The sequence below is a fragment of the Bacteroidota bacterium genome (genome assembly GCA_037133915.1).
Classification (GTDB): Bacteria; Bacteroidota; Bacteroidia; order Bacteroidales; family CAIWKO01; genus JBAXND01.
The window spans coordinates 42,260-65,507 of sequence record JBAXND010000002.1 but is presented as its reverse complement, the minus strand read 5'-3'; the positions used below and the strand labels follow the sequence as shown (position 1 = coordinate 65,507).

Here is a 23,248-nt window from a genome sequence, read left to right as displayed (position 1 = left end):
TTCTATATTAGCAGATTGAAATGAACCCCGCTTGAAAAACTGAAAATGGAAGTCCTTCAATATATTAGTGAATTATTAGTGCGTCAGGATTGCGTGATTGTTCCCGGACTTGGTGGCTTTATTGCCAATTATTCTCCGGCAAAGATTCACCCTGTACTTCATACGTTTACGCCTCCGGCAAAAGATATCTTATTCAATGCCAGTCTAAAGAATAATGACGGGCTGTTGGCCAACTATATCGCCATAAAAGAGAAACTGACCTATGCCGAGGCACTGGCACGCATTCAGGATTTTTCCGATCAGTGTTCACACCGGCTTCGCGAAAACGGGCGCGTAGAGATTGTTAAAGTGGGCACATTATTCCCCGACAGGGAAGGAAATATTCAGTTCGACCCTGAAAAAGACACGAACTATCTGCTTGAATCATTCGGCTTCAGTGGGTTTACTTCTCCGGCAATCAAAAGAGAAGGTATTCAGGAGCGTTTACAGCGCACTTTCGACGAAAATAAAAAGCATCGTTCGGAGCGTCTTCCCAAAAACCGCAAAGCCATTCGCAGACTCACCATTGTAAGTATTCCTGCCGCTGCCGTATTTGTGTGGGGCGTATTCAACATTGGTCTGCTGAAAGATATTTATACCAGTAATTCGGGCTATTTTTCCTTTTTCAATAAAGAGAAAACAACCACCGAAGTCGCGTATATCGCCCCGACGCCTCAACCGGAAAAAACAACCGTTTATGCCGGGCTTTTCAATACTTCCGATAAAACAATAATTTTAAAGAATCCGTCAGCACCCGATTCTGATGTAATTTATCCTTTTATTACAGGAAAAACCGTATTTAATCCAGCCGACACCTTAGTTACGGTTGTGGAAGCAGAACCGGCGATTGCCGTCGACCCGGCAGAAAACAATGTTGAACTTCATTACTACATCATAGGCAGTTGTAACAAGACCCGTGAATTTGCCGAGAATTACCTCCGTGAAATCAGAGCACAAGGTTTTGCACAGGCAGGTATTACAGAACCAAGTGGCGCCGGGTATTATAAGGTGTATTTCGGTCGCTACGCAAGCGAGCAGGAAGCCTCTGCCAGGCTGTCGAAAGTTCATGAAACCAACCCGAACGCCTGGCTGGCAAAAATTTAATTTTTTTATTAGCTGAATCTCCGGTGGCCAAACATAAATTACTTCGTTTCGCTGAAACTGCACAGTTTCCAAACTTCATACAAGTACCTTACAAACAGGCATTAACAGGCTGTTACCTGAAAGGACTCTGGAATAAAGATTTTTTTAAGAACGAACAGCCCCTGTGGCTTGAGCTTGGATGTGGCAAAGGTGAATATACGGTTGGTCTTGCTCAAAAATATCCTGAACGAAATAATCTGGGTATTGACATCAAAGGGGCACGCATGTGGCGCGGAGCCAAAACCGCTTTAGAAAATAATATCAGTAATGTTGGTTTTTTACGGACAGAAATCTCGCTGATTGAGAGCTTTTTTGCAAAGGACGAAGTAAGTGGAATCTGGATTACCTTTCCTGACCCCTATCTGAAAAATGCAAAATCGGACAAGCGGCTTACGTCCCAGCATTTTCTGAGTAAATATAGCAATGTTCTCAAACCCGGAGCCGAAATCCACCTAAAAACCGACAACCGGCCATTGTACGAATATACTTTAGACGTGATTAAGGAAAATGGTCACAGCCTGCTGTTCGAAACAAACGACTTATATTCACTGGATATCCACGATGAAGCCTCCTCTATTCAGACCTTTTATGAGCAGATGTGGTTAGCACAGGGTTTGAAAATAAATTACATTCGCTTTACACTTAAATAACTTTTAAGCAATAGCCGGATGAGCAAAGAGCCACAACGCTTCCATGACGAGCCATTTTTTGAAAGGGTATTTGAGCTGGCTCGGCTTATTCCTTACGGACGTGTAACCAGCTATGGCGCCATGGCTCGTTATCTCGGGAGCGGCGGCTCGGCTCGCACCGTGGGATGGGCGATGAACAAATCACACACACACCATGATTATGTGCCGGCACACCGTGTGGTGAATCGTATCGGCATGCTCACAGGCAAACATCATTTCGGCGGATCATCGCTGATGGCTGAACTGCTAATCAATGAAGGCGTGCGTGTTGAGAACGACCGGGTCGTTGATTTCAAAAAATTATTCTGGGATCCGTTCAGCCTGAACAAATAAGGCATCTAATCTTCTCAATGATTCGGGAAAATATATTGAATATCCGGAATTCATTCCGAAAATTCGTATCAATTTTCGGAATACAATCCTAAAAATCAGTGTTTTTCTGACTTCTTCAATCATTGCCCCATTAATAAATTTCATTGAGAGGCTTGCGACCTGCGCCCGGGGTTTTACGGTAGGATGTAACCGATTCGCCGGTGATGGCACGGAATTGCGTGGAAAGGTACTGAACACTGCTATAACCCATATCATATGAAATTTCACTGAGCGTGAGATCGCCGTACTCCAGCAATTCTTTTACTTTTTCAATTTTATGAAGAATGATGAAACGCTCCAGCGTGGTTCCTTCATGCTTTGAAAATATCCCCGAAAGGTATTGATAGGACAGCCCCAGTTTTTCAACCAGATAATCGGAATTGCGGATGATTGAATTTTTATTCCCTGCAAAATGGATGAGCTCAATAACCGCTGTTTTTATCTGCTCAACCAGTATTTTTTCCTTGTCCTGAACCACGGGAAACCCGTTGCGGGCAAGCACATCCTCTATGCGTGAAAATTTAATTTCGGATGCATCATAGGTAATTGAAAGCTCACCCAGCGAAACCTGATTTACGCGCACACCTGTTTTCTCAAGCACTTGCCTGATTACGAGTGAGCAGCAAGTGCACACCATATTTTTGACTGCTATGTTTGCCGTGGTTTCCGTAGGGCGTTGCTTCTATTTTGCGGCAGGTGCACCATGCCGCTTGTTAAATTCTGAGAGCCCGTTATTCAAAAAAGTCACAAAATTCGCGGCATTCAGGTCGTATGCTTTGGGTTGAGCCAATTTAGCTTTCTCAACACTGGCTTTTTCTTTTAATTCAACAAATGGATCAAACAGCACATAATATGGCTGTGCATTCACATTGAACCAAGATATCTGGAAGTCGGCATATTTTTTACCGATGGTCTTTTTCACGTTGCCGTCGTAAAGTGAGGTCACCCATTCATTTTCGGGCAGGTCTGTTTTATCGTCCACATAAAGTGTAACAATAACGAACTTTTCGCGAAGCAGTTTCAGCACCTGAGGATCCGACCACACGTTGGCTTCCATTTCGCGGCAGTTCACGCATCCGTGACCGGTGAAATCAATAAATATGGGTTTGTTTTGCTGCCTGGCACATTCAACACCCTGAACAAAATCAAAATAGCCTTTGAGCCCATGTGGCAGGTGAAACAGATTGCCATATTTTGTTTCGCCGCACACTTCGGCAGTTTCTGCTTTTCCGATGTTTGCGTTGTCGCGAATAATGGCGTTGAGGTCAAAATCATGGGTTTGCTGTGGAGGCAAGTATCCCGATAAGGCTTTGAGCGGCGCACCGAACATGCCCGGAACCAGATACACCATAAATGTAAATGCGATGATGGCGAGACCGAGACGCGGAACGCTCACATGTTTTGATTCCGAATCGTGAGAAAATTTAAGTTTGCCGAGAAGATAAAGACCCAATAGTGCAGATATCACAATCCATATGGCTATGTATATTTCGCGGTCGAGTATGCCCCAGTGATATGTTTGATCGGCAACGCTTAAAAATTTAAAACCAAAGGCAAGCTCAATAAAACCCAACACTATTTTTACTGAATTGAGCCATCCGCCCGACTTAGGAAGGCGCTGCATCAGCGAAGGAAAAAACGCAAATAACGTAAATGGTAGTGCGAATGCTATTGAGAAACCGAGCATTGCAATAATGGGTTTAATGATTTGCCCGCCACCGGTGGATGATTCAACCACCACCCAGCCCACAATAGGGCCCGTACATGAAAACGATATCAGTACGAGCACAAATGCCATAAAGAAAGGGCCCCAGAATCCGCCTTTATCAACCTTTGAATCCATTTTATTTACCAGCCAGTTTGGCATAACAATTTCGAACATGCCAAGAAATGACGCTGCAAATAGCACAAATACGAGGAAAAACAAGATATTAGGCAACCAGTGTGTGGAAAGCCAATTGAAGATGTCGGCTGTGACAGCACCTTTCCCGAACATGTATGAAATGATGATTAGCAAAGCAATGGGAATGGTATAGATTGCAACAATTGATATGCCGTAGAACATGGCCTGAAAGCGCGCTTTGCGCTTATTTTCGCTGCCTTTCATAAAAAAAGACACAGTCATCGGAATCATCGGGAATACGCAGGGTGTAATAATGGCTGCGAGACCCATCAAAAATGCAAAAATAAACAGCCCCCACATGCTCCGGCCTGCAACGGGATTTCCTGAATCTCCGGTAATGGTTCCGGCATTTTTTGTTGTGTCGGCAGCTTTCAACTTCAGGCTGTCGGCAGCGGCTTTCAGAGCTGATGAATCAACGGTATCAGCAACTTTATTATCTGCAACAGCAGGATTAGCGGCACCTTCCAGTTTAAATTCAAAATTTGCGGGCTCCGGAAAAATGCAGCTTACATCGTTACACGACATAAAATCAATGCTTCCCGTAACGCTGAAAGGCCTGGCAGAAAGTATTTTTATTTTCTGTTTAAATGTGGTTTTTCCATTGAAGTACTTAAGCACCATCTCAAAATTCTTATCGTATTCTTCTATGGGTTTGGATTCACGCACTTTGCCGTCGAGCTGGTAATTTGTGCTCTTCTTGAATTTAAAAAGTGTAGCAATCGGCCCCACGGCATCTTTAGGCAGGTTTTGCGAATACAGGTGCCAGCCGGCAAGCATCGTTGCTGTGAATTGTAGTTCCGCCTCATTGTCGCTGATTTTCTTGGTGGCGTAAGTCCATTTTACAGGCTCTATCACCTGAGAAAAGGTGTATGAGCTGAGTAATATAAAAATGAACAGCAGTGAAAAAGCTCTGAATTTCGTGGGCTTCATAGATTTCGGATTATTGGTGCCTTTTACAAAAGTACTAAAATATGTGCTGTGGGCTTAAAATGCAATCGTCACTTAATTGATGCTTATTTTATTATTATTCTGAATGTTCAACTTTAATTTTCAGGCCGGTTTTTGTTTCTGTTGTAATCTTAAACCGGTCATCCATACGGTGTCCTATTATCCAAACAATGTCCTTCCCGGAACAAAGCAGCCAGACATTTTCCTTATCGGCAAGAGAGAATTTATGATCGGTAAAATAGTCACTGACTTTCTTTTTTCCTTTCATCCCAAAAGGATAAAAGGTATCTCCTGTTTTCCATTTGCGGATAACGAGTGGAAATATTAGTTTGTTTTTATCAAGTGTTGCAATATTTTTTTCGCGCTGAACCTGATAGTTTTTACCTGTCCATACCCGTTGCATGGACAAACGTAATGGATGTTCTATACTTGCTGCGCCTTCAGGTATTTCAAACACAACAGATTCGAGTTCATCTATTTGAAGACGTGTGATAATCAATTGTTCGCGGTCTGAAATGAGCCGGTGCGTAGGCGAAAAGAATTTTTTACCACTGCCGCGCTCTATATTTTTAAGAATGTCATCAACAACAGAAGTGCTGAAGTTGTAAGGTTTCAGAAGTTCAAACAAATAAGTGCGCAGCGGCTCTAATAACAATAACTGCTTTACAGGAATTACAAATTGGTCTTCTTTTTTTATGATAATACCTGATGCTGCTGCGATTGCTGCGTTATAAATTATTTCCGCATCACGCAGTTGTTTGATGTTCGTAGTAAGTATACTGCGATATTCGGGACATATTTCTTTTACCAGTGGCAGTAATTTGTTCCTTATTTTATTTCTGAGATAATGAGATTCTTTGTTACTCTGATCTTCACGATAGGGCACTTGATTTTTCAGCGCGTGTTTTTCAATATCGTTGCGCCAGGCAAAAAGCAGCGGGCGAATTACAGTTCCCTGTTTGGACAGAATGCCGTGCAAACCCGATATTCCGCTTCCTCTAAGCATATTGATAAAAAATGTCTCAATCTGATCGTCCAGATGATGGGCTGTGGCGATGCAGCGATAATTTTCATTTTCAAGAAGTTCCGTAAACCAGGCGTACCGAAGATCGCGTGCGGCCATTTGCGTTGAGATGCCTGATTTTGAGGCATAACTCAGTGTATCGAACCGTTTGCAGAAAAAAGGCACACCATAAATCCCGGCCATTGTTTCCACAAATTTTTCATCCTCGTCCGATTCTTTTCCGCGAAGCTGAAAGTTACAGTGCGCAATACCGTATGAAAATCCTGCTGTATGAAAAAGCTGTGCCAGCACACTTGAATCAATGCCCCCACTCACAGCAAGCAGCACCCGTTGCCCTACGGCAAACAGTTGTTGTGAACGAATATATTCCTTCAGACGCGCGATCATGGAATCAAATATATATAAAAAAATGGTTCTGTTAAATTTACTCGCCCTTCTTCTTTTTATCGATGATCTCGAAATTGCGCGTCATGCTTTCGCCATTCTGATCAACCAGCACGAGTATATGATGACCGGCTTCGGGTGCCAAACCCATTTGATGGAACTCTTCAGTTGCACCAATATATTGTTGGTCAAGGTACCAATAAATCTTCGTCCCTGAAATACGGTGTGCGACTTTGAACAGGAATTTCTGTTTCTTTCCGTCAAGGTCATAGGGCACATATAAACTGCTATTCTCTTTCGGATAGATGATATCCATAGATCGGGTTGGCTGGTCGGCAGAAGCGCAATCATGGCGGTATGGCGGCAGTATTTTATAAAAAGGATTTTTAGTCTGGAAATAATATTCCATGACCGGAGGCAGCACAAACCATGTTTTTGTAACCATATTATCTACCGATTCGCAATCGCTTGTCACACGCCACTTTTCTGTTTTATCAAGGTGAACCAGCTGATGATAAGGGCATATACCGGTTCGAATGCCTTTCTTCTGCACCCAGACGGTATCAACAATCTCGCAGTTTGGCGTAGCCCGATATCCGCTGTAATGGCACACAGGCAGCTGTTCCATATCGTCGTATGGAGCGTAGAACCACCCTTTCGGTCTAAGCGCTTTAAAAATATCAAACAAAATCGGTGCAGCATAGGTAAGACCGGTCATTCCCGGACGCCCTTCCCCGTTTGAGTTACCAACCCATACTGCAACAATATATTCCGGAGTACACCCAATTGACCATGCATCGCGACCGCCATAACTGGTGCCTGTTTTCCATGCGATTTTGGCAGATGATGAAAACTCCTGCCATTCGGCATCTTCATCGGGTCGTGAAACTTCGTTCATCGCCTCAAACGTGAACCATATGGATGAAGCGCTCAGCACCGAATTATCTTCATCAGCCACTTTCTTCTTTTTAATTTCCTTTCGGTAAAGATAATTTGCCGGATGGAAATCGCTGCGGTCGTATTTTGAATTGAAAGTCTGATAATGATTCAGTGTACGCGCCATGCTTGCATAGGCCCCGGCGAGGTCCCAAAGATTTGCTTCGGCGCCGCCAATAATGAGCGACAGACCGTAGTGGGATGCGGGTTTGTTCAGGGTTGTCAGTCCGATTTTTTTCAGAATATAGCAAAAGCGTTCTGTATGGTACATTTGCAGCATTCGCACAGCAGGCACATTGAGCGAACGGGCAAGTGCACGGCGGGCAGGTACAGCTCCGTCGTAGGTAAGACTATAATTCTCCGGCATGAAACCACCCATTTGTGTGGGAATATCGGGGACAAGTGTGCCGGGCAAAATTTGCCCGTCGTTGAGCATAGCCGCAAACAGAAATGGTTTTAAAATGCTACCTGTACTTCGTGAAGATGTGATAATATCCACATCACTGCCAAAATCAGGATGCCCCGGATTGCTTGTATTGCCCACATAAGCGATTGCATTACCGGTTTCCACATCGAGAACGAGTGCGGCAGCATTGTTTACCTGATTTGCCCGGTATTTCTCATGATATCGTCCAACGATATCCGTAACAATTTCCTGCAGATGCTCATCAACGGTAGTGCGGATACGTTCGCCTTTGTGACCTTCATGAGTGGCACGATCAATGAGGTGAAATGCAAGCTGAGGCAATGGAAAAGGCTTTCCCGGCAATGGTTCTAACTTAGCAAGACGGCATTCTTCATCTGTCATGTATTTACATTTACAGAGCTGATCGAGCAAACGGTTGCGCTTATCGCGAAGTTTATCAAGATTTTTTCCGGGATAAATGAGTGACGGACTATTTGGTAAAACCGCGAGGGTGGCGGCTTCCGACCAGCTCATGCGGTCAGGACTTTTTCCAAAATAACGCCAGGATGCAGCATCGAGACCGACAACATTACTGCCAAACGGTGCGTTGGATGCGTAAAGCGCCAATATTTCCTGTTTACTACTGGTAAGTTCTAGACGCATGGCCTGTTCCGCTTCGATAAACTTCTCAAAAATAGTACGGGCTTTCCCTTTCCGCGACAAGCGAATTACCTGCATGGTAATGGTACTGCCGCCACTTACCACTTTTCCCGCCTTGATATTTTGAATAAGTGCACGGCTGAACGATACCGGATTCACACCATTGTGGTACTCAAACCAGCGGTCTTCGAACATTACAAGGGCCGCTGCAAATTTATAAGGCACATCACTATTGTATGGAAAGCGCCATTGCTGGTCATCTGCAATCCGCGCCCCAAGCAACACACCGCTGCTGTCTTCAACAACTGTAGATGTAGGATCGTGAAAGATTTTGTTGGGAAAGGCGAAGAAAAAAATGCCGCAAAGTGTCAGCACAATGGTCAACCACCATACTTTGCGAGATTGTAAAAACAGCAGGAAGCGGTAACGCGTCGAAACCGGATAATACTCTTTTTTTCTGAACGGCCAGGAAATCATAGGTTGCAAATTTATCTAAAATAGGTTTAATGCGATTTTTTTTGATTCCAACTGACATATTGCAGCATAAATTGATTAGGGTGCCTCAACTTTTTAAATTAATTTTGCAGCGTTTTAAACGCTTCATTACTAACATTTAAATATAAAAAAGCAATATGGTACTTACAGGTAAAAAGGCGCCGTTATTCAAGGCAGATGCCGTTATAAACGGTGGCGATTTTGTTGAGAATTTTTCACTGGAACAATACATTGACAAAAAACATGTGGTATTCTTCTTTTATCCACTTGATTTCACCTTTGTTTGCCCAACAGAGATTATCGCATTTCAGGATAAGCTTGCAGAATTCGAAAGTCGCAATTGTGCCGTTGTAGGCTGTTCGGTTGATTCAAAGTTTTCACATTGGGCATGGCTTCAAACCGAAAAGGCTGCAGGCGGTATTAAAGGCGTGAAGTTTCCGCTGGTAGCCGATATCAGCAAAACCATTGCAGAAAACTACGGTGTTTTGGCAGGAAATTATGATTATAACGAAGACGGCGAAATGATATTTCACGGTGACCCCGTTGCTTATCGCGGACTTTTTCTGATAGATAAAGAAGGGATTGTGAGGCATCAGGTTGTGAATGATCTGCCTTTAGGCCGCAGCGTTGATGAAGCGTTGCGTATGGTAGATGCATTACAGTTCTTTGAAGAGAATGGCGAGGTTTGCCCGGCCAACTGGCATAAAGGCGACGAAGGTATGAAAGCCACCGCTGAAGGTGTTGCCAATTATCTTGGCAAACATTAATAAAAAAGAGGCGCTTTCGGCGCCTCTTTTTTTATTCCATTTTTTTGGCTTCATCCCAAAATACATCCATTTCGGCAAGTGACATCTGATGCAAGGGCTTGCCTGTTTCTTTTGCTCTTTTTTCAAGGTGATTGAATCGGCGAATGAATTTCTTATTGGTTCGTTCAAGTGCATCTTCAGGGTTGACACCAATAAAACGCGAATAGTTAACCAGTGCAAAGAGCAGATCCCCAAATTCGTCTTCACGGCGCGCAACAGGCGCATTATCTTCAACTTCTTTGCGCAGCTCATTCAGCTCTTCTATAACTTTATCCCAAACCTGCTCCGGCTTTTCCCAGTCAAATCCTACCCCACGAACCTTTTCCTGAATGCGGTATGCCTTTACAATTGCAGGAAGCGACAATGGAACACCGCTTAGTACCGTGCGATCTTTATCTTCAAGTTTTATACGCTCCCAGTTATTTTTAACATCCTCTGCTCCGGAAACAACAGTATCGCTGAATATGTGAGGATGCCTTTTAATGAGCTTTTCGCAAATGCCGGTAATAACGTCTGTCATTGTAAAATCTCCCGTTTCGGAACCAATTTTTGCGTAAAAAACAATATGCAACAGCAAATCGCCAAGTTCTTTTGAAATTTCCGGCATATCCTTCTCTAAAATGGCATCGGAGAGTTCGTAGGTTTCTTCAATAGTAAGATAACGTAATGACTCTATTGTCTGTGCACTGTCCCAGGGGCATTTTGCACGGAGCTCGTCCATTATGTCGAGCATGTGTTCAAATGCTTTTAATTCGCTTCGCATGATGAAATATTTTTGCAAACCTACGGCTAATTTCAATAATACCGAAGAATGCCTGTTGTAAATTCCGGGGAATAATCAGGTAATGATTCTTTTTAACCGGTCATTTCCATTAAATTTTCTCTTTCCGGATATTGTCCTGCAGAATGTTTTAAATTTGACAGCACATAAAGCCTTTTTCAAAACGGAAATGCATGGAACAGATAGCTGTAGGTATTGATATTGGAGGAACGACAACCAAATTTGGTTTTGTTGATATTAACGGAAACATCCTTGCCAGAAGTGTAATGCCGACAACCGGTTTTGATGATGCAACGGCATTTGCAGAAGTTCTCGCGTCTGAAGTTACAAAAGTTCTTCAGCAAGCCGGCACTCCTCCGGTGAAAGGGGTCGGCATTGGTGCACCCAATGGAAATTTTTTCAACGGCACCATTGAATATGCGCCCAACCTGAAGTGGGAAGGAATCATTCCGCTCGCCTCCATGATGGCACACCATCTCGGTTTTCCTGTTGTTCTGACTAATGATGCAAATGCCGCAGCCATTGGAGAAATGATTTACGGCGCCGCAAACGGAATGAAGGATTTTATTTTCATCACCCTGGGAACAGGCGTCGGAAGCGGCATTGTGGCCAACGGCAATATGATATACGGACATGACGGCTTTGCAGGAGAAATTGGTCATGTGATTCTACAGCCCGGTGGGCGCCTTTGTGGTTGTGGACGACAGGGCTGCGTTGAAACATATTGCTCGGCAACGGGCATTGCCCGTACATATCTTGAAATACTTTCCAACAAAGGAAAACAGCCTGACATTGACTTTAAAAATGTGGACGCTAAACATGTGTTTACTATGGCCAATAAAGGCGACAATTCAGCAATAGAAAGCTTTGAATACACCGGAAAAATGTTGGGTCTGGCACTCGCCAACAGCGTTGCTTATACCAGTCCCGAAGCTATTTTTCTATTTGGTGGTCTGGCAAATGCCGGTGATTTGCTCTTTCGGCCGACAAAAATTTCTTTTGAAAATAACCTGCTGAAAATTTATAAAAATAAAATAAAGATTCTTCCATCGGGTCTGCCCGAAAATGATGCAGCTATTCTGGGTGCGGCGTCTTTAGCATGGAAAGAGATTGGCTAATCCATTTTTTATGAGAACACCAAACCGCAACATCGCATTATTTTTATTCCTATTTATTATGAACACCAGCCTGAACGGTCAAACCCTTCCTGCACTTATCCCCTGGCCGGCAGATTTCAGAATGCAGCCCGGAGCATTCAACCTGACTGCTCAAACGCGCATTATTGCAGATGGCGAACAAAGCCGGAGCGATGCTGCCTTATTTAATGAATATCTTCAGCAGTTCTATGGAATATCACTTGCGGTTGAAGTTCACAGAGCGTATGTTGGCGAGAATGTTATTTTTCTCGAACAGGCTGACACTACTGAAATGCCCGATGAAAGTTATATGCTGACAGTACGGAATTCCAACATTAAAATCCGTGGTAGCGGCGCCGGAGTTTTTTATGGGCTGCAAACGTTGCGTCAGTTGCTGCCATCGGAAAAGAAATCGATTTATGCGATTCCCTGCGTTGAAATTTCAGATAAACCCCGCTTTAAATGGCGCGGTATGCATCTAGATGTAAGCCGTCATTTCTTCGATGTGGATTTCGTAAAAAAGTACATTGACGAACTCGCATTTTACAAGATGAACACATTTCACTGGCATCTCACCGATGACCAGGGATGGCGTATTGAAATAAAAAAATATCCGAAGCTCACTTCTGTGGGCGCATGGCGCAAAGGCACTCTCCTCGGGCATTCATCTGATTTACCCGAAGTTGTTGATACTGTCCGCTATGGCGGTTTTTACACACAGGACCAAATCAGAGAGGTTGTGGCATATGCTGCAGCTCGGCACGTTACAGTCGTTCCTGAAATAGAAATGCCCGGACACGCATTAGCAGCTCTGGCAGCCTATCCTGAACTTTCATGTTCCGGCGGATCTTTTGAAGTTGAGAAAAAATGGGGTGTATTTGATGATGTCTTTTGCCCGAATGATTCTACCATACGTTTTCTGGAAAATGTTTTGGATGAGGTGATGCCGCTGTTCCCCGGGAAATATATTCACATTGGAGGCGACGAATGCCCGAAAGTAAGATGGAAAAGCTGTCCGAAATGCCAGTCAAGAATTAAGACTGAAAAACTGAAAGATGAAATGGAACTGCAGAGTTACTTCATCAAACGCATTGAACAGCACGTCAACTCGAAAGGCAAACAGATTATCGGCTGGGACGAGATTCTAGAAGGCGGACTCGCAGGAAATGCCGCTGTAATGTCGTGGCGGGGAGCAGAAGGCGGAGTTGCTGCTGCCAAAATGAATCACAATGTGGTAATGACACCCGGCGGATATTGCTATTTCGACTATTATCAGGGCTCACCAAAGTCGGAACCTCTTGCTATAGGGGGCTACACCACGGTAGAAAAAGTGTATTCATTTGAGCCGGTGCCATCGGAACTTTCGTCGTCAGAACAAAAATATATTCTGGGAGCTCAGGCAAACCTCTGGACTGAATATATTGCCACTCCCGAACATGCAGAACATATGGCTTTTCCGAGAATTTGTGCCTTATCGGAAGTATTGTGGTCGCCCGCATTAAACAGGGATTTCAGTCAATTCAGATTAAGGCTCGATGAACATTTTTCATTACTCGACATGATGCACATCAATTATTCCCGGGCACTCTACGAAATCAAGATGAATTATCTCGGAATACCTGACAAACAAGGCATTCTGCTCAGCCTCACACCGCCGCTCAACGGTGGCGAGATACGGTACACCGGCGACGGTTCTCAACCCGGATTGACTTCAGAATTATACACCTTACCAATTACCGTTGACCATTCTAAAGTGATAAATGCCGTATGGGTAAAAGATTCTAAGATAAAGGGACCTGTGATTTCACAAGCATTCACCATTGCAAAATCCACCGGAAAAAATATCAGACTTAAAAACGAGCCCCATAAGAAATACAGCAACGGCGGTGCTTTTGCACTGGTCGACGGAGTGCTTGGAAACATCCCCTGGAACGGGAAAGAATGGCTCGGATTTTTAGGAAAGGATCTGGATGCCACTATTGATCTGGGTAAACCGGAAGTGATAAACTCCGTGAGTATTGATGTATTAAGCGCCGAATCAAGCTGGATATACCTTCCGGTGAAAGCTGAATTGTACATTTCCGATGATGGAAAAGAGTTTAAACTGATCCGCACAGCCTCTGAAAACGAGATTAAAACATCAGGAAGAACAATTGTGCTGGATGGCGGCAAAGTAAAAGCACGTTATATTAAAGTGGTGGCGGTCAATGCAGGAATTATCTCAGCGGGCAAGCCCGGCGAAGGCAATGAGGCATGGCTGTTTACCGATGAGATATGGATAAAGTAACTTCATTCCCATGATAAAAAAAAGTCTTTCAATGCATCGGCGCAATGCAAAATATTTCAGGATGTATTCAAAATCTCTGATAATACTGCTGTTTGCTCTGTGTTATAGCTTTACCGTAAAAGCACAATTAATCCGGGATACCGCACAGTTAGCCCATATCAGCGCATCACTTACAAAACAAAAAACTCTTGCAAAGTACAGATTTGAAGCCTGTTTCAGCGTTTTTAAAACACGCATGACGGCTGATGAAAGACAGGCCATGGAGTTCCTGTATGCCTACATGCCTTTAAGCGACCTTGCCGATTATAATGCACCCTTTTTCCTTAAAAACGTTCGCATTTCATTGCGTGCAAAGTATGAAATGCCTTGGGGAAAAGCCATTCCAGAAGACGTATTCATTCATTTTGTGCTTCCTGTTCGGGTGAATAACGAGAATCTCGACACCGTCAGAATGGTCATATATGAAGAACTTAAAAAACGAGTCGAAGGAATGGAAATGAAGGACGCGGCACTTGAAGTAAATCACTGGTGCCACGAAAAAGTTACCTATAAGGCTTCGGATGAACGCACCAGTTCGCCCCTGCAAAGCATGTGCACTTCATTCGGTCGATGTGGCGAGGAATCAACGTATACAGTTGCGGCCCTTCGAACAATAGGAATTCCAGCAAGACAGGTATATACACCGCGCTGGGCACACTGCGATGATAATCATGCATGGGTGGAAGTGTGGATTGACGGGCAATGGCATTTTCTGGGCGCTTGCGAACCCGATGCACAGCTCGATCGTGGCTGGTTTGCCGGACCTGCCAAACGTGCCATGCTTGTGCACACGCGCGTTTATGGGTGGTACAGCGGTAATGAGCCCGTAATCAGCCGTCACGAGAAATTTACGGAACTGAACCTGATTTCCAATTACGCGCCCGTAAAAACATTTATCGTTAAAGTAACCGACATAAACAAAACGGCTATTGACAGCGCACAGGTTGAATACCAGCTTTACAATTATGCCGAGTTCTATCCTCTTGCAAAAACTTACACAAATGCCGCAGGATATACTTCTATGACAACAGGATTAGGCGATCTGCTGATATGGGCAACTAAGGGCAATGCCTGGGGATATAAAAAAATAACGGTTGAAAGCACGGATACACTAGTGATACAATTAAGTTCCGACAACAGAAGCGGAACTACCGAAGAATTTGATTTGATACCACCGGTTGAACGCGCACTGACCGCACTTTCTGATGATGGTCGAAAAGAAAATGACAAACGATTGCGAACCGAAGATTCGATACGGTCACTTTATATGAAAACATTTATGGATACTGTTACTGCAGCTGTATTTGCCGATAGTGCCGGATTGAACCGCGACAGCACTGTAACGATTCTCATAAAGAGTTATGGAAATTGGAATGCCATCAAAACCTTTCTTGCTAATTGTGAACCGCCATTGCGTGAGCAAGCCCTTCAAATGCTGTATTGCCTTACAGATAAAGACATTCGTGATGTTCCCTATGCGGTCCTCATCGATCATTTTAATTCAGGAATGACGTTTCCTATGATTGAGAAAAATGAAGATCCTGCATTTTTCATGAAATATGTTGTTAGCGGAAGAATTTCAAACGAACAGCTTATCGGATGGAGGCACACAATACAATCCGCGTTTGACGGTGATTTCATTAATAATGCACGACGCAGTGTTACACCAATAATTGAGTTTATTAAAAGTAATATTGTTCTGGATGCCATGGCAAATGCACACTCCAGAGCACCGCTTACGCCCGCGGGCGTTTTGAGCCTGCGCGTTGCCGATGCACATTCGCGCGATATCTTTTTCGTTGCCATGTGCCGCAGCTTCGGGATACCGGCACGACTCAGTCAGGAAACATCCTTACCACAATATTACAAAGCCGGAAAATGGACCACCGTGCTGTTCGAAACACAGGAAAAAGCCACAACCTCAACCGGGTTTATTCATTTTACAAATCCGGAGGCGCATACGGATCCTAAATACTATCAGGACTTCACCATCGCACAATTCAAAGACGGAGTATTCCGTTCGCTCAGTTATGATGAAATGAAGCCCCTTTCAGGATTTCCCGAAAAAAATGCAGTTGATGCAGGACAATATTTGATAGTTACCGGAAACCGACAGTCCGACGGCTCAGTGCTTGGTCGTGTTTCATTCTTTTCTGTCGCAACCGGCGCCGTGACAGATGTTCCGGTAACGGTGAGAAAGAAAAAAACTGAAGAAAAATCACTTGGGAAACTTTCGTTGAAAAAATTATCTGTTCAGAATTATTCTGACAATGAAGTTTGGAAAATGAACAAGCTGGCACAGAACAAAGGTCTTATTGTTGCATTCATTGAACCCGATAAAGAACCTTCCAAACATGTAATTGCCGACATTGCTGCTGTTCGTGATGGTTTTGAAAAATGGGGCGGTTGTATTTTGTTTGCACTTTCGCATGATAAAACAACAGGCTCCTTCTCTCCTACCTTATTCAACAACTTGCCCTCACAATGTAAGTTTGCATGGGATACAGACAAAAATGTTTTTACTGAAGTGGAAAAACTTATGGGACGCAGCGATGCCAACGACCTTCCTGTTGTAATACTGCTTGACAAACAAGGAAACATTTTTTATTATTCGCACGGTTACCGCATTGGCATTGGAGAACAGCTATTGAAAAAGTTGCAAAACAGTAAATAAGTCATACCTAATATTATGAAAAAAATAATTCTTCCGATAATTCTGATGTGCTGCCTTGTACTGAATATTTCTGCACAGCAAAAACAATTTAACCTTACCGATGATGCGTCGCGCACGCGCGTGCAGCATGATGTGTGTCTGCTCGCTTCCGATTCGCTGATGGGTCGCGAAGCCGGAACTGCGGGCGAATATCTGTCGCGGATGTTTATTGCATCGCAATTCAAAGAAGCCGGCTTGCAGCCTTTCTTCGGCGACACTTCATTCTTCCGCAGTTTCACATACCATGATGAGCCGTTTATTGCTAACGGAACAACATTCAGCCTTAACGGAAATGATTTGAAGTTGCTCACCGATTTCTATCCATTAGCCTATTCTATAAATGGCACACTGAGTGGTGAAACATTCAATGCCGGATATGGCATCAGTGCTGCGGCTTCCGGTTACGATGATTACAAAGATACTGCTGCCGGGCGTGGAAAAATATTTGTAATAGAACTCGGCGCACCCGCCGGATTTGTAGAAAATGAAGCCATACAGGAGCGAGTCGGTAAATACAATAAAATACTGCTGGCTCAGGAACGTGGCGCCATTGCAGTAATATTTGTTTGTTCAGATACTGCCTACGGACGCCCTTCGGACAATCCGAATTATTACTGGCAGCGCGCTTCAATACCTGTATTATTCGTAAGCAATATTTCATGGTTTTCTAAAACCGGCCATGATAAAGTGGCGCTTGCTGTGAACATTGACCGCGAAAGTAAGCGCAGCGCCTACAATGTGGCAGGCTGGATAAATAACCATGCAGAATATTCCATCGTTATCGGAGGTCATTACGACCATCTGGGAACAGGTCAATTTGGTGCGCGCAGCGGTGGCGGCGAAGACAATATTTTTTATGGCGCCGACGATAATGCTTCGGGAACGGCAGGTGTGATGGAGCTTGCGCGCCGAATTAAAACAGCAGGACTTACCAAGTACAATTATATTTTTGTTGCCTTCTCGGCAGAAGAAAAAGGATTGATAGGTTCATCACGTTTTCTGAGCGACAGCTCAATCAACGGGGCAAAGGTCGACTGCATGATAGACCTTGATATGATCGGACGGCTTAATGAAAAAAATGAAGTGAAAATATTTGGTGTCGGCACAGCAAAAGAATGGAAAAGCACCATTAAAACTATCCCCGCCGATAAACTGAAATTAGTGAATATAAAATCGGGTGCGGGTGGTTCCGACCATATGCCGTTTTACTACCACAATATTCCTGATATATTCATACATACAGGTTTACATACGGACTATCATACGCCCAAAGATGTTTGTGAAAAAGTGAATTTTGAAGGCATGATTCAGGTAATAAATTTCACCCAAAAGCTTATAGAATCCCTTGACAGCAAACCAAAGCTTACCTTTAAAACAGTATCAGCCGGTCGCATGCTGTTTGATTTGGTGCATTTTTTGTAAGAACTTGATTATTCCAATTTCAGGAAGGTTTTTCAGTATTGAAGAACCTTCTTCTTTTTATTCCGGTGAAACATTTGAATTCCTTATCTGACAAGCGAAATAGAGCAACCGTCCCGCCACTTTTCTTTCAGAAAACATCAATATTTCGTCTGTATTTTCCCAAAATAAAACTATATATTCATTTACATACTTTCATTATAATCCTGATAATTAGCAAAATATGATTTTTATCAGAAAATATTTGGATTCACTTTTCTGTGATAGTAAATTGCGCTTACCCGGACATAATTCGTCCGTTTTCCAGCCCTCCTAAAAAACAATTTGTAAGGCCAGGTGATTTAAACTACACAACAAAACAGGATCGGAATTGCTATGCTCTTCCGGGTATGATTACTTACGTGAAACTTGAAGAATACGCTGCTTATACTTTACTAACAAATTACATCACCATGAAATCCAAAAATATCATTGTTGCAATTATCTTTTTTTTCTGCGCAGCAAGCACACACAGCCAGCCACAGCCTTACGTTCCCGGCAATTGCCTGCTTAAAACTACCTGGGGGCAGGATGATTATTACAATGATGCCTGCCCTGTAAATCACACCGGTCCGAACGGCCATGTTATGGCCGGCGAGGTGGCGGTGGCCATGGCGCAGATAATGAAATATTACGGATGGCCATACCCTTCCGGCTTAGGCAGCCAAGTTTATCTTTCCGATGCTTATGGTATATTACTCGCCAATTTCAACTTACCATTTGATGACTTCCAATTGATGCCAAACAGCCTGAACGCAAATAATACCACGCAGGAAAAAGAGTTCGTTTCAAAACTGATATATAAGTGCGGAGTTGCGGTAGAAACAAAATATTCTGTTACTAATTCAACAGCGGATATTGAAAAAATTGCGAACGCGCTTATGGTGAATTTTAGATATAAACCATCGGCAAGGCTTGTCCACAGTCTCGATTATACTGACGATGAGTGGGCTGCCCTTATTGACAATGAAATCAACAACAAGCGGCCGGTAATTCTGGCTACCACACTCAGCGGCTCAGATGTTAAAATCGTGATAGTTGACGGGTATCCGAGCGGAACAGATCGATATCGCTTTCATTTCAATCCCGGCGATGGTAATTCGACAGCCCAAAACTTTCTCGACGTTCGATATTCCAGCAGCGCTGTTATAGGCTTAGAGCCTGATGTTTATTATAACACTCTAAATACTCGTAGGGAATTTTCAATTGCCATGGATCCAATGGAGTTGCTGCACCCTGATGATAGGGTCAAATTTGCCGCAATAGCTATCGGTTGCGGGACTAAGCCTACGCCAACATATACCTGGCTGTTCAATGGGACGCCCCTATTCAGTAGCCGACTCCGTGGAATGTCTTACAAACGCCAGCAAAAGGCGGTGAGAGTTTCATGTATCTTGAACGATGATGACCCCCTAGACCGCACCGTTTCAAACAGCGTATTGCTAATCCCATTTACACAAGTATCAAAACCTTCAAGCAACAGTCCCGTATGCCAAGGTGAGCCTTTACGGCTGAGTGCCCTGGGTGTTACACCCGGAGGGGGGAGCGCGAATTTTAATGGCAATGACCAGTATTTGAAAATCCCCGGTAATGAGCTTGTCGTTAACGATTTTACATATGAATTATGGGTTAACCCTATTCAAAAGCCAAGTGCACCCTGTTTTGAAATAGACTTTTCAAAGACTGAAACCGATCTCGGCTATTCAATCGCGTTGCGATATTCCAATGACGCAATGATTCTGGAATTTATTGACCATGGCAATCCTACGGAAAAGGTCTATAAGCCTCAATTGTCTAATCTGTGGATTCACCTTGCCTTAGTGCGCAGGGGCAGGCTGTTAGGCATATATGTGAACGGTATTTTGGCAGGCACTCCACTAACCATAACGAATGCCCAACTAACAACGGATACAATTTTTCTTGGAAAAGAAGACCAGCAATACTTCCAGGGCTGGATTGATGAGTTTCGATTTTGGAATACGGCCTTGTCACAGGCTGAAATACAGGCAGGAATGTTAAACGAAGTAGACCGTGACCATCCAAAGTATCAAAATCTGGTCCGATACTACAAATTCAACTCAAATCATGCACTTGAAGACGAAAAGGGTGGGGTCATTGCTACGGCACCAAACCAACCCACAAACAGACCTTCAAAAGCGTCCTACATATGGTTCGACCCCGATAACAAACAATACAATTCCCAATATCCTGTTCTGACAGAATCCCCAGTAAAATATGGAGAGTATAGACTCATTGCAACAGCATTCGCAAACCGCCCAAACAAATCGACAACCCTAAATGCAACCTTTTATAAGGGTAAGGAACCAACAGCAGGGTCCAACAGCCCTGTTTACGTAGGTAACACGATTGCTTTAAAATCAAACACACAACTAGTTCCGGGTGGTGGACATGTCGAGCTGAACGGTATAAATCAGTTTATCGTTACACCAGATTTAAAGCAAGAGTTTTCCTCATCGGATATCACCCTGGAAATTTGGTTTTTGGCGAAGGGTGCGGGTGTTATTATCAGCGAGCCTGATGGGCACTGGAACCGCAGCCTGCTTGAAGCTGTTACGGTCGCAGGTGATCCTAATACACTTGAAATCAAGGCGCGTGTAGGAGGTTTGAATCCAATAAGTTTAGGTACTGTTTCTATTAACAAGTGGAACCATGCGGTGGTGCGATACAATTCTCATTTGCAGCAAATGGACGGGATACTAAACGGCATGTTATCGAAAGACATTTCAACGGGTCTCAGAACAATGCCTGCGGGCCAATCCATATTTTATTCTATTGGTAAGAGCTGTGCTTATAATATGGGCAGCGGTGCTATTTTTGGGGGCGAAGTCGATGAATTTCGGATATGGAATTCCTTCATAACAAACGATGAATTGCAAAATATCAGAAACGCACAGGTGAGCGAAACGCATCCTCTATATAATAACCTGGTAGCGTGCTATAATTTCGACGAAACGTTTCCTCTTGCTGATCAAAGACAAGGAGATGACGCCACAGCACCAAATGGTTATAGTAGTTTGACAGCGGATAGCTATAGATGGGAAGGACCGGATAATTTTGATTCACAAAATCAGAACCCTCAAAGAGGTCCTGCGACATTGGCAATGCAAGGAAATTACGAAGTTTATTCCCAATCGCCTTCGGGTTGTAAAAGCGAAACCACCAGTAAATTTGTTAATGTTATGCCCCTCCCGATACCCAAAGTAACCTTAGATGAGTCGTTTCGCTTAGTGAGAACAGGGTCTTCGTCAACATTAACAGCGAAGTACTCGAATGGAGGAACAGATCCACAATTCTCCTATTGGACTGTTAAAAATATTAATCACTGGGTATCAACCCGCGATACACCTAAGTTCACAAGCACATTTGCTGATGGAGAAAAGATTTTCTGCGTGATGACTTCCAATGCCGCCAACGTTGACCCTGTTACCGCGACATCGAATACCCTTACTATCTGCCTGGTTGATCAGATAGTAGACGGTGGTGCAAACAGCAACAGCCCGCTGTGCAGCGGCAGCGACCTTCGGCTATCTGTTACTAACGCTCTTATGAGCGGAATGCAAGGAGCTACCTTTCAATGGCGCGGACCAAAAGATTATACTTCAACCTTACCGAATCCAATAATACCGGATATAACAGAAGATATGGCCGGCTCATATTGTGTAGTGGCAACATCATCAACCGGATATAAAAAAGCGGCATCTATTAACGTTGTTGTGACCCCGGTAAGCAAATCGCAGCCCTATATAGAAACAGCAGGCTGGGAACCTGAGTCCGACATTGACATTCAGCACTATGCTTATGCTGCACTGGGGGCATTGCTAAGCTTTCATATACTTGGTCCATCTACTATTCCGGGAGGAGGACGATGGAATGCGCTGGAAGCGCCCGCCGATAATAAAACGTATCAATGGACCATTAACGGACAGGTAGTAGCCGGTGCTACCGGTGTAACCTTCAGCAACAGCCTGCTGCAGGATATGGACGAGGTGCAGTGCATTATAACCACAACCAGCGGCTGCGGAAGTTCAGTGGCATCAAATCCTATATTTGTGCTGAACAGCCAGAGCACTCCCTTACTCAAACCTCAAGCATCGTACAAAAGAACGCAGGCCGATCAAGTCATTTTAAGTGCCGCAGGCATGGTGCCGGGAGGTGGTCATATAGTGCTGGGCAATGCAGCAAACCAGTATGTTGCCGGTTCAATTGTGAATAAAACCTTTGTTGATTTTACCTGTGAATTTTGGGTCAGGCCTGAAGGTTTTACGTCCGGTAATGTATATTTCTCGGTCAGCGCTGCAATTCCAAATAACAATCTGGTGCTGCGTCAGGCAACCCCTGATAGTATCGCTATCGAAATAAATAAAAGAATCTATAAAATGGCGTATGCCCCACCTCTGAACAAATGGACTCATCTGGCCATTATCAAAAAAGGTTCAGCAATCACATTTCTGGCAAATGGAGTTCCATGGTACAAGGTCGTACTGAATTCCCTGCCGCCGGTAAACATGGGAACCATACAGATAGGCGGGCATACAGGCAATCCGGCAGACAACACATTTAACGGCAGTATAGACGAGTTCAGATTCTGGAATACGGCATTATCACGACAAACGCTGCTAACCTGGGAATATAAAGAGGTAACATCCGATCACGATAATTACAATCAACTGCTGGCTTATCTGAAGTTCAATTCGGGCAGCAACCTCAAAGAAGAAGTGAGCGGACAGCTTTTCACCACACCCAATAGCTATACCTCCGCGGCATCTGATTACTGGAAATACTGGTGGGAGGGAGAGCATGCCCCGTCTGTTTCAATATTGAATGAAAACGTAACCATAACTATTTCCGCACTGGAACAGCTTTGCAGGATGTATCAGGTAGTTGCCTTATCGCCCGGGGGTATAGAAAGCGAATGGAGCAATGAATTAATAATTTCTGATGAGAATCTGGCTATTCCCGGTGTAAATGCAACCGGTAACGGAAGTCTTGGCCCATAATTGAACAAACA

At 43.9% G+C, this 23,248-nt stretch carries 14 protein-coding genes; 9 read left to right on the top strand and 5 right to left on the bottom strand.

Features of this window, described 5'->3' with window-relative positions; genetic code table 11:
- The first annotated feature begins 45 nt into the window (after window positions 1-45).
- Genes WCM76_01140 through WCM76_01130 form a run of 3 tightly spaced genes read left to right on the top strand, consistent with a single transcriptional unit; the run spans window position 46 to window position 2,204 of the window.
- Complete coding sequence (locus WCM76_01140) at window positions 46-1,143, top strand: SPOR domain-containing protein (GenBank protein ID MEI6764211.1); 1,098 nt, start codon at window positions 46-48, stop codon at window positions 1,141-1,143.
- A gap of 23 nt (window positions 1,144-1,166) precedes the next feature.
- Entirely contained in the window at window positions 1,167-1,832 is a 666-nt protein-coding gene (gene trmB, locus WCM76_01135; GenBank protein ID MEI6764210.1) for a tRNA (guanosine(46)-N7)-methyltransferase TrmB, read from the top strand.
- Between the two features lie 18 nt (window positions 1,833-1,850).
- A complete protein-coding gene (locus tag WCM76_01130; protein ID MEI6764209.1) occupies window positions 1,851-2,204 on the top strand; it encodes an MGMT family protein in 354 nt (117 codons plus the stop codon).
- A gap of 130 nt (window positions 2,205-2,334) precedes the next feature.
- On the opposite strand, the gene WCM76_01125 is transcribed toward WCM76_01130, so the two are convergent.
- The 4 genes from WCM76_01125 to pbpC form a co-directional block, all read right to left on the bottom strand.
- Window positions 2,335-2,880 (bottom strand): AraC family transcriptional regulator, encoded by a 546-nt coding sequence (locus WCM76_01125; GenBank protein ID MEI6764208.1) that lies wholly within the window; start codon window positions 2,878-2,880, stop codon window positions 2,335-2,337.
- A gap of 45 nt (window positions 2,881-2,925) precedes the next feature.
- Window positions 2,926-5,076: a cytochrome c biogenesis protein CcdA gene (locus tag WCM76_01120; GenBank protein ID MEI6764207.1), complete on the bottom strand. Its 2,151-nt coding sequence runs from the start codon at window positions 5,074-5,076 to the stop codon at window positions 2,926-2,928.
- A gap of 94 nt (window positions 5,077-5,170) precedes the next feature.
- Window positions 5,171-6,505: a tRNA lysidine(34) synthetase TilS gene (gene tilS / locus WCM76_01115; protein MEI6764206.1), complete on the bottom strand. Its 1,335-nt coding sequence runs from the start codon at window positions 6,503-6,505 to the stop codon at window positions 5,171-5,173.
- Between the two features lie 37 nt (window positions 6,506-6,542).
- Window positions 6,543-8,981, bottom strand: a complete 2,439-nt coding sequence (pbpC, locus tag WCM76_01110; GenBank protein MEI6764205.1) for a penicillin-binding protein 1C — start codon at window positions 8,979-8,981, stop codon at window positions 6,543-6,545.
- Window positions 8,982-9,136: 155 nt separating this feature from the next.
- On the opposite strand from pbpC, the gene WCM76_01105 reads away from it, so the two are divergent.
- The gene (locus WCM76_01105; GenBank protein MEI6764204.1) at window positions 9,137-9,766 is read left to right on the top strand and encodes a peroxiredoxin; all 630 of its coding nucleotides are present in this window, start codon (window positions 9,137-9,139) and stop codon (window positions 9,764-9,766) included.
- Between the two features lie 31 nt (window positions 9,767-9,797).
- On the opposite strand, the gene mazG is transcribed toward WCM76_01105, so the two are convergent.
- Window positions 9,798-10,568 carry a nucleoside triphosphate pyrophosphohydrolase gene (gene mazG / locus WCM76_01100; GenBank protein ID MEI6764203.1) on the bottom strand — a complete coding sequence of 257 codons (771 nt, stop codon included), beginning with the start codon at window positions 10,566-10,568 and terminating at the stop codon, window positions 9,798-9,800.
- A gap of 191 nt (window positions 10,569-10,759) precedes the next feature.
- On the opposite strand from mazG, the gene WCM76_01095 reads away from it, so the two are divergent.
- The 5 genes from WCM76_01095 (at window position 10,760) to WCM76_01075 (ending at window position 23,237) form a co-directional block, all read left to right on the top strand.
- The gene (locus WCM76_01095) at window positions 10,760-11,704 is read left to right on the top strand and encodes an ROK family protein (protein MEI6764202.1); all 945 of its coding nucleotides are present in this window, start codon (window positions 10,760-10,762) and stop codon (window positions 11,702-11,704) included.
- Window positions 11,705-11,714: 10 nt separating this feature from the next.
- Window positions 11,715-14,009: a family 20 glycosylhydrolase gene (locus WCM76_01090; GenBank protein ID MEI6764201.1), complete on the top strand. Its 2,295-nt coding sequence runs from the start codon at window positions 11,715-11,717 to the stop codon at window positions 14,007-14,009.
- 10 nt (window positions 14,010-14,019) lie between these two features.
- The gene (locus WCM76_01085) at window positions 14,020-16,722 is read left to right on the top strand and encodes a transglutaminase domain-containing protein (GenBank protein ID MEI6764200.1); all 2,703 of its coding nucleotides are present in this window, start codon (window positions 14,020-14,022) and stop codon (window positions 16,720-16,722) included.
- Window positions 16,723-16,737: 15 nt separating this feature from the next.
- Window positions 16,738-18,183, top strand: a complete 1,446-nt coding sequence (locus tag WCM76_01080) for a M20/M25/M40 family metallo-hydrolase (protein ID MEI6764199.1) — start codon at window positions 16,738-16,740, stop codon at window positions 18,181-18,183.
- 449 nt (window positions 18,184-18,632) lie between these two features.
- Window positions 18,633-23,237, top strand: coding sequence for a LamG-like jellyroll fold domain-containing protein (locus WCM76_01075; protein MEI6764198.1), 4,605 nt, complete (start codon window positions 18,633-18,635; stop codon window positions 23,235-23,237).
- Window positions 23,238-23,248: the final 11 nt, after the last annotated feature.